This window comes from Amycolatopsis sp. NPDC059657 (assembly GCF_042734395.1).
Classification (GTDB): Bacteria; Actinomycetota; Actinomycetes; order Mycobacteriales; family Pseudonocardiaceae; genus Amycolatopsis.
Map to the genome: position 1 here is coordinate 1 of NZ_JBHWEB010000147.1, position 8,442 is coordinate 8,442.

The window sequence follows — 8,442 nt, forward strand, 5'->3', positions numbered from 1 at the left end:
GATGCAACGCCGGCCACATTCCCCTGCCCGCACAACCACCACAAGATCAACAACCACGAAAACGATCACCCAAAGCCAGCCGGTGGATCCAGGCTCAACGTTGTGAAAGTGGCGTTCACAACTTCGCTTAACCGGTAAGACCCGCGATCGTCAGCGCCTTCGTCGTCGGCAGGCCGTGCCCGACCTCGTACGACCGCTCAAAATCCTCGACTCCCAGCTGAGCGACCGCCCCGGCACGCACCCGCGCCACATCCGGGTCGCCTGCCACGCTCGCCCCGCGCAGGCTGACGGCCGCGCCCAGCAGCACCGCCGCGTGCTCCGCGTTGCCGTCCAGGAGCATCGCGCCTGCGACGGCCTCGACCGCGTTCGCCGCGACCATCCGGTTCCGGCGGGTGTACGGGGACTCCAAGGCCTGGCGCTCACGGGCTGTCGCCTCGAGGAAGTTGCCTTCGGCCTCGGCGACGCGGCCCAAAGAGATATAGGTGCGCGAACGCACGTCGTCCGCCGTGAAGCCGCCGGTGGGGCACTCGGCCAGCACCTGCTCGGCCAGTGAGCGGGCCGACTGCAGGTCGCCGCCGAGCCGGGCCAGCTCGGCGAGTCCGAGGCGGCCGGCGGCGCGGGTTTCGGGGAGGCCGGTGCGTCGCGCCAGGTCGATGGCCAGTGTGAAGTCGGCGCGGGCGCCGTCGACGTCTTCGAAGCGGGCGCGGACTTCGCCGCGGCGGACCAGCAGTTCGGCCGTGTCGTCGGTGGCGCCGATCTCGCGGAGGAGGTCGAGTGCCTCGTTCATCAGGTTCAGCGCGCGGTCCGAGTCGCCGCGCCAGGCGACGATTTCGGCGAGGTGGTCGAGTGACATCGACATGCCCCAGCGGTCGCCGACCGCGCGGAACTTGACGAGGCCTTCGGCGAGGCAGCGCTCGGCCTTCGCGATCTCGCCTGCCATCTGGGCGCGCAGGCCGGTGCCCATCGACACCAGCGCGCGGCTCCAGTCGTCGGAGCCGAGGATGAGCTCGATCTCCCATTCGTGGAGCGGGCTGCCTTCCTCCGGTGGGCCGACGACGACGGCCTGCAGCATGGTCAGCATCGGCTGTTTCGGGATCCACGGCGTCTCGCGGCCGTAGGCCTCGACGAGCGCGATGTGCTCGCGCAGCGGCTCGTAGTCGTGCATGCCGGTCATCGCGCTGAGCACGCACAGCAGGAACTCTTCGCGCAGGTCCGCCGGTGGCACCGGGCCGACGCGCTTGGCGAGTTCGATCGACAGCATCGCGCCCTCGAACCGCCTGCCGCGCATCCACCAGTAGCGGCAGAGCGAGCTGACCAGCCGCAAGCCGAGGTCCGTCTGGGACTCGGTCGACCACCGGAGCGCGGCGAGGATGTTCTCGTAGTCGGCGTCGAGCCTGCTCAGCCAGGTCAGCTGCTCGCCGGTGCGCAGCTTCGGGTCGGCGGTCTGCGCGAGCTTGAGGAAGTACTCGGCGTGCGCCCGGCGCAGGTCCTCGGCTTCGCCGTGCTCGACGAGCTTCTCGGCGCAGAAGGCGCGGATCGTCTCGAGCATGCGGTAGCGGTCGCCGTGCACCTCGACGAGCGACTTGTCGACCAGGCCGGTGAGCACGTCGACCGTGTCGGGCACGCCGACGATCTTCTCGGCCGCTTCGAGCGTCGCTCCGCCGGAGAACACGGTCAGCCTGCGGGCGAGCTGCTGCTCTTCGGCGTCGAGCAGTTCCCAGCTCCACTCGACGGCGGCGCGCAGCGTCCGGTGCCGGGGCACGGCCGTGCGGCTGCCCCGTGACAGCAGCTGGAAGCGGTCGTCGAGGCGGACCGCGATCTCGCCGAGCGGGAGTGACCGCACGCGCGCGGCGGCTAGTTCGATCGCGAGCGGCAGGCCATCGAGTGCCGCGCAGATGCGCTGGGCGTCGCCGATCGTCTCGTCGGTGACGGCGAAATCGGCTCGTCCCGCGGACGCGCGGTCCGCGAACAGCCGGATCGCGGGGTAGCCGAGCGCCTCTTCGGCAGGGGTGCCTGGCGGGGAAACGGCCAGCCGGGGCACCGGCGCGATCAGCTCGCCGGTGATACCGAGCGGTTCGCGGCTGGTGGCGAGCACGCGCAGGCCCGGGCAGGCGGCGAGCAGTTTCGCGGCGAGCTGGGCGATGGCGTCGATGACGTGCTCGCAGTTGTCGAACACGAGCAGCATCGAGCGCTCGGCGAGCGCGGCGACCAGGCGTTCCGTCGGCTGATGCGGTGCGTTGCCGCCCTGCGGCGGGATGGCGAACGCGGCTTCGCGCAGCCCGAGCGTCGCGAGCACCGCCTGCGGGACATCGGCGCCGCTCGCGAGCGGCGCGAGTTCGACGAAGCCGACCGAGCGCGCCTTGCTCGCGGCCTCGATCGCCAGCCTGGTCTTGCCGGTGCCGCCGGGGCCGGTCAGTGTGACGAGACGGCCGCGCTCCAGCAGTTCACCGACGCGGCGCAACTCCTCGTCGCGGCCGACGAAGCTGGTGAACTGCGCGGGCAGGACGTTTTCGACGGCGGCAGGCGCTTCCGGCTCGCCGCGCAGCACCAGCAGCTGCGCCTCGGCGAGTTCGGGACCGGGATCGGCGCCGAGTTCGTCGGCGAGCGTGCGGCGGGCGTCGTCGTACGCGGCGAGCGCGTCCGCCTGCCGCCCGCTGCCGTGCAACGCCCGCATGAGCTGGGCGCGCGGCCGTTCCCGCAGCGGGTTGGCCGCGACGAGCTCCTGCAGTTCCGCGACCAGGTCCCGGTGCTGCCCGAGTGTGAGTTCGGCCTCTATCCGGTCCTCGGTCGCGGTCAGCTTCAACTCGGTCAGCCGCGCGATCTGCGGCTCGACGAACGGGGCGTCCGCGATATCGGCGAACGGCTGTCCCCGCCACAGTGCCAAAGCCTCGCGCAACGTCTCCGCGGCCTTGGCGTGATCGGCCGCCTTGAGCGCCCGGCGGCCCTCCTCGGCGAGCCGCTCGAAGCGGTGCGCGTCGACGTTGTCGCGGTCCGCCGCGAGCCGGTATCCGGCCGCGCTGAACTCGACGACGCTGCCCGCCGCTTTGAGTGCTTGCCGCAGGCGGGAGACCTGGGACTGCAACGCGTTGGCGACGCCGTCCGGTGGGTACTCGCCGTACATGCCGTCGATGAGCCGTTCCGGGGAAACGACCCGGCCGGCGTCCAGCACGAGCAGTGCGAGCAGGGTCCGCACCCGTGGCCCGCCGACGGCGATTCGGTCGCCCGACTGGGTGAGTACCTCGGTCGGGCCGAGCACACCGAATCGCATGGAAAGAGTCTAGGGCTCAGCCTGCGGAACGCCCCCGGGTCATGGCTGATCAGCGGCCCGCTCCCGGTTGCGCGAGATCGGCTCTATACACTTCGCGGCGTCCCTACGCAACGGGAGAGGTATGTCTGACTCGATCGCCCTAGGCCAGCCGACCGTCGGAGACGAGGAGCTCGCCGCAGTGGCCGAGGTCTTCCGTTCCGGGTGGCTCGCCGGTGCCGGCCCTGCTTGCCGCAAGTTCGAAGAACGCTTCGCCAAGACGGCGGGTGTCGCGCACGCGCTGACCACGAGCAACTGCGGGTCCGCGTTGTTCCTCGGCCTCAAGGTCCTCGGCGTTCAGCCGGGCGACGAGGTCATCGTCGGCGACTACACCTTCCCCGCCACCGGGCACTCCGTGCTGCAGGCCGGCGCGACGCCGGTGTTCGCCGACGTGCGCCCTGACATCTGGAGCGCCGACCCGGCGTCGATCGAAGCGCTGATCACCCCGCGCACGGTCGGCATCCTCGCCGTGGACGTCGCGGGCCAGCCCGGTGACTTCGACGAGTACCGCGCCATCGCCGACAAGCACGGCCTCTGGCTGTTCGAGGACGCCGCGTGCGCCGCGGGCGCCACCTACAAGACGCGCCCGGCGGGCAGCCTCGCCGACCTGGCCGCGTTCTCGTTCCATGGCCGCAAGGGCATCACCGCCGGCGAGGGCGGCGCGCTGGTCTCCGACCGCGCCGACCTCATCGAGCACGCGCGCAAGCTGCACACCTACGGCATCGAGCCCGCGATCACCCGCGAGGGTTCCGGCGAGCTGCCGATCCCGAGCTTCCATGAGCTCGGCTACAACTTCCGGCTCTCGGACGTGCAGGCCGCGATCATGAACGTCCAGCTGGACCGCCTGCCGGACCTGCTGGCCGCGCGCCGCTCGGTCGCCAAGCGCTATCACGAGGCGTTCGAGGAACTCGCCGGGCTGACCGTGCCGGTCGAGCTGCCCGACCGCGAGCACCCGTGGCAGGCGTACATCCTGACCGTCGACCCGGCGATCAGCCGCGACGCGCTGGCGTTGCGCATCCGCGAGCAGGGCGTCCAGTGCAACTTCGGCACCTACGCCTCGCATGTCCAGCCGCTGTACGGGAAGAACGAGCACCTGCCCGTTTCCGCCGACATCTTCGGCCGCCACCTGGCGATCCCGATGCACGCCAACCTCACAGATCCCCAGGTCGAACGGGTCGCTGAAACCGTCCGTGAAGCCGTGACCGCACTGTCCTAATCCCGCAAGAACAGCGCGAGACCGACTAGGAGAAAGCGCGAAATGTCCGACAAGAAGGTCTTCTTCACCGGTGGTGGCGGTTTCATCGCCGCGCACACCATCCCGCTGCTGATCGAAAACGGCTACACCGTCCGGATCTTCGACAACATGACCCGTGGCGACCGCGCTCGGGTCAACGAGTTCGTCGCCACCGGCAAGGTCGAGCTGGTCGAGAAGGACGTGCGCTACGGCGGCGCGGTGCGTGAGGCCATGCGCGGCTGCTCGCATGTGATCCACTTCGCCACCGTCTCGATCAACAAGTCGATCGCCGACCCGCACGAGTCGATCGACATCAACATGATCGGCAACCACAACGTCTTCGCCGCCGCGGCGGACGAGGGCGTCGAGCGCGTGGTGTTCGCGTCGACCGCCTCGGTCTACGGCGACCCGAAGCGCCTGCCGATGCACGAGGACGACGAGCTGCGCCCGCTCACCCCGTACTGCATCTCGAAGCGTGCGGGCGAGGACATGCTGGGCTTCTACGAGCGCCAGAAGGGGCTTTCCTGGAACGCCCTGCGCTTCTTCAACGTCTACGGCCCCGGCCAGAAGATCGAGGCCTACTACACCTCGGTCATCAACCACTTCATCAAGCGCCTGCGCGCGGGCCAGCCGCCGATCATCGACGGCCGCGGCGACCAGTCGATGGACTTCGTGCACGTCACCGACCTGGCGCACGCCGTCGTCGCCGCGATGACCTCCGAGCAGGCCAACCTGCCGATCAACATCGGCACCGGCATCGACACCTCGATCGCCGCGCTCGCGAAGATCCTGATCGACGCCGTCGGTGTCGACGTCGAGCCGCAGTTCAACGAGCGTGACGTGCTGGTTTCGCGGCGCGCCGCCGACATCACGCGTGCGCGCGAGGTGCTGGGCTGGGAGCCGAAGATCACCGTCGAAGAGGGCATGCGCCAGCTGGTCGAGGAATCGGCCGAGCAGTGACCGACGGGTTCCCGCCGAACGACTACAACGCTCACGCCTGGATCAGCGGCGATCCGGAAATCGGCGAGGGAACCTGGATCGGTGCGTTCACCATCGTGGACGGGTCGGGCGGGCTGAAGATCGGCCGCGGCTGCGACGTGTCCTCCGGGGTGCACATCTACACGCACAGCAGCATGCGCCGGTGCGTGACCGGCCGTGAATATTCCACTGTGGACCGTGCGCCGGTGACCATCGGGGACAACGTGTTCCTCGGTGCGAACGCGGTCGTGCTGATGGGGGTCACGATCGGCGACCGCGCGGTGATCGGCGCCGGCGCGGTCGTGGCCAAGGACGTGCCTGCCGGCGCGGTCGTGACAGGAGTGCCTGCCAAGCGGGTCGGCACCGTGCTTCCCGACGGGAGCATCAAGTACGGGGAGCACGAGTGAAGATCGCTGTTGTCAACAACTTCTACCCGCCTCGCGTGGGTGGCAGCGCGCACCTGTCCGAGTCGCTGGCCAAGGGCTACGTGGCCGCAGGGCACGAGGTGCTGGTCATCACGGCGGCGCACGCGGAAGCGCCGTCCGACCACGAGGCCGACGGCGTGCGCATCGTCCGCTTCCCGGCGTTCCGCATGCCGGAGACCCGCCTCGCGGTGAACTTCGACATCGCCTTCACCTCGCGCCCGTCGCTGCCGCGGCGGATGAAGAAGGTGCTCGACGAGTTCAAGCCGGACGTGATCCACCAGCACGGCCAGTTCTTCGACCTGACCTGGGCGAGCGGACTGTGGGCACGCAAGAACAACGTGCCGACGCTGCTGAGTGTCCACACGCGACTGCAGAGCCCGTCGAAGCTGTACCAGTTCGTCTTCAACATGCTGGACCGGTTCATGGTGGCGCCGTTCATGCGCCGCTACAAGCCGACGTATGTGGTCATGGACGTCCACATGCAGGAGTACATCGAGAAGAAGTACAAGCGCAGCATCACCGGCATGGTCCCGATTCCCGTCGGCGTCGACCCCGAATGGGTCCGCGGCGGCGACCCGCAGTTGATGCGCGACAAGCACGAGCTCGGCGACGCCCCGATCATCCTGTCGACCGGCCACGTCATCCCGCTGCGCGACCGCCTCGGCCTCGTCGAGGCACTGCCCGCGGTGCTGCGCGAGGTCCCCGACGCGAAACTCGTCGTGGTGGGCGGCATCTACTTCGACGCGTTCCTGCACCGCGCGCGTGAGCTCGGCGTCGAGAAGGCCGTCGTGACGACGGGCGCGGTGCCGAAGGCGGACATCCCGCACTACCTCGCCGCGGCCAACGTCGAGTGCCACGAGCTCCAGGGCTACGGCTTCGGCACGGCTTCGCTGGAGAGCATGGCGGCAGGCGTGCCCGTGGTCGCGGCCGTGCGCGAGGACAACTTCCTCGACATCAAGCTGGTCGACCGCGGCAACGTCCACCTGGTCGACACCCACGCCCCCGACCAGCTCGCCGAGCGTCTCATCGAGACCATCAAGGACCCGGCGGAGTCCCGCGACATCGCCGAGTCCGCGGTCAAGCTGGTGAACGAGAACTTCGCCATGAGCGCGGTCATCGCCAAGCACATCGAAACCCTCGAAGCCCTCGTGAGTGGTACGGCCGGTTAGAACCGGTCGCAACGCTCACGACCCTCGGACGGTCACGGCATTTTCGCGAAAACGAGGGTCGCGCTGAGGGTGTTGGGTGCGTAGCCGGTGTACCGATAACCGTAGGTAGCGGCCATCTGCCCGATGAGGAACGGCGAGAGCCAGTAGTGGTTGAGCGCGATCTTGACCACCGGCTTGCCGTTGAACTCTTGTGCCAGCCGCGCGATCCGGGTCGGCATCGCCGCCCTTCGTGGCATCAACGCCAAGTTCACCGCCAGGCCGATCCCCACGAGTCCCCAGACGATCGCAGTCGTATCGTGCGCGTTGAGCAGGTAGACACCGGCGCCGACAGCCAGCACGAACGCCAACGACTGCAAAGCCGCCATGACGTTGAACGGCAGAAGTGGGGTCGACGCGCGTACCGGAAGTGTGCCGGGCTCGGCGATCAGCATCCACTGGTCGGTTTCGTCCGTGCACTGCCAGATGACTTCACGGTCGCGGCGGTTCGCGACGACGTCGACCTGATCGCGTGGCAGCCCGCTGTCGCGCAGGCTGACCCAGACTTGGTCACCCTTGGTCAGCTCGCGAATCAGCAGCTCTTCCTTGGTCATGTGGAGAGCACGCGCCGCGCGGCGTTCAGGTTGTCGTCGTCGCGTAAACCAGCGTCGGGCCGAGGTTGCCGGGTACGAAGCCCATGTACCGATACCCGTAGGTCGCCGCCACATAACCGATCATCAAGGCGGACACGGGGTAGTGAGCGGGCTTGATCCGGACCCAGGGCGAGCCGTCGAACTCACGCGCCAGCAGCTCGATACGCACAGGCCGGGGCAGCAACCGCGGCAGGACCACGGCGACCGCGGCCAGCGCGAGCCCGGCGAGGCCGACCAGGGTCGCGAACACGTCGTAGTCCAGCTGGATGTTGACGGTGATGCCCGTACCGACCATCCCGGTCACCAGCCAAGGCAGCACTTCCATCGCAGTACGCGGCGAGAACAGACTCCGCGTCCGCAATGGCAGCTGGCCGGGTTCGGCGATCAGCAGCAGCTGGTCGGTGTAGTCGGCGCACCGCCAGACGACTTTCTTGCCGTACTTGGCCGCGACAGCCTCGATCTCGTTCCGGCTCAGGCCCGAGGCGTGCACGCTGACCCACACCCGGTCGGCGCTGGTGATCCTGTTGGCCAGCCGCCGTTCGAACGCCCCAGTCATATGCGGAACACGCGCGGGGGCACGCAACGGTTGCCCGGCCGAAAGGGTCGTGAGTGTTGGGGGCGGGTGTGAAGACGGGCCAAAAACACCCCACCAGGAAACTATAAGGGGGGGCGCGGGGGTGAGAAAAGGCGGCCCCCCCCGGGG

At 69.0% G+C, this 8,442-nt stretch carries 7 protein-coding genes; 4 read left to right on the forward strand and 3 right to left on the reverse strand.

Annotation, left to right across the window (positions count from 1 at the left end; translation table 11 throughout):
- Positions 1-127: 127 nt before the first annotated feature.
- Entirely contained in the window at positions 128-3,268 is a 3,141-nt protein-coding gene (locus tag ACFV15_RS42540; protein ID WP_378358438.1) for a BTAD domain-containing putative transcriptional regulator, read from the reverse strand.
- Between the two features lie 121 nt (positions 3,269-3,389).
- Between ACFV15_RS42540 and ACFV15_RS42545 the strand changes: the two genes are divergently transcribed.
- From ACFV15_RS42545 to ACFV15_RS42560, 4 genes are read left to right on the forward strand one after another with little or no spacing between them, the layout of a single operon-like run.
- A complete protein-coding gene (locus tag ACFV15_RS42545) occupies positions 3,390-4,520 on the forward strand; it encodes a DegT/DnrJ/EryC1/StrS family aminotransferase (RefSeq protein WP_378358439.1) in 1,131 nt (376 codons plus the stop codon).
- 42 nt (positions 4,521-4,562) lie between these two features.
- The gene (locus ACFV15_RS42550) at positions 4,563-5,498 is read left to right on the forward strand and encodes an NAD-dependent epimerase/dehydratase family protein (RefSeq protein ID WP_378358440.1); all 936 of its coding nucleotides are present in this window, start codon (positions 4,563-4,565) and stop codon (positions 5,496-5,498) included.
- Positions 5,495-5,923 carry an acyltransferase gene (locus ACFV15_RS42555; protein WP_378358442.1) on the forward strand — a complete coding sequence of 143 codons (429 nt, stop codon included), beginning with the start codon at positions 5,495-5,497 and terminating at the stop codon, positions 5,921-5,923. Before ACFV15_RS42550 ends, ACFV15_RS42555 begins: the two co-directional genes overlap by 4 nt.
- A complete protein-coding gene (locus tag ACFV15_RS42560) occupies positions 5,920-7,110 on the forward strand; it encodes a glycosyltransferase family 4 protein (protein ID WP_378358444.1) in 1,191 nt (396 codons plus the stop codon). Before ACFV15_RS42555 ends, ACFV15_RS42560 begins: the two co-directional genes overlap by 4 nt.
- Before the next feature lie 32 nt (positions 7,111-7,142).
- On the opposite strand, the gene ACFV15_RS42565 is transcribed toward ACFV15_RS42560, so the two are convergent.
- Entirely contained in the window at positions 7,143-7,700 is a 558-nt protein-coding gene (locus tag ACFV15_RS42565) for a hypothetical protein (protein WP_378358446.1), read from the reverse strand.
- Between the two features lie 25 nt (positions 7,701-7,725).
- Complete coding sequence (locus tag ACFV15_RS42570; RefSeq protein WP_378358447.1) at positions 7,726-8,295, reverse strand: hypothetical protein; 570 nt, start codon at positions 8,293-8,295, stop codon at positions 7,726-7,728.
- Positions 8,296-8,442: the final 147 nt, after the last annotated feature.

Bases quoted from the DNA above. Each gene is read 5' to 3' on its own strand.
- ACFV15_RS42540 (WP_378358438.1), bottom strand. From the start codon at position 3,268: ATGCGATTCGGTGTGCTCGGCCCGACCGAGGTACTCACCCAGTCGGGC.
- ACFV15_RS42545 (WP_378358439.1), top strand. From the start codon at position 3,390: ATGTCTGACTCGATCGCCCTAGGCCAGCCGACCGTCGGAGACGAGGAG.
- ACFV15_RS42550 (WP_378358440.1), top strand. From the start codon at position 4,563: ATGTCCGACAAGAAGGTCTTCTTCACCGGTGGTGGCGGTTTCATCGCC.
- ACFV15_RS42565 (WP_378358446.1), bottom strand. From the start codon at position 7,700: ATGACCAAGGAAGAGCTGCTGATTCGCGAGCTGACCAAGGGTGACCAA.
- ACFV15_RS42570 (WP_378358447.1), bottom strand. From the start codon at position 8,295: ATGACTGGGGCGTTCGAACGGCGGCTGGCCAACAGGATCACCAGCGCC.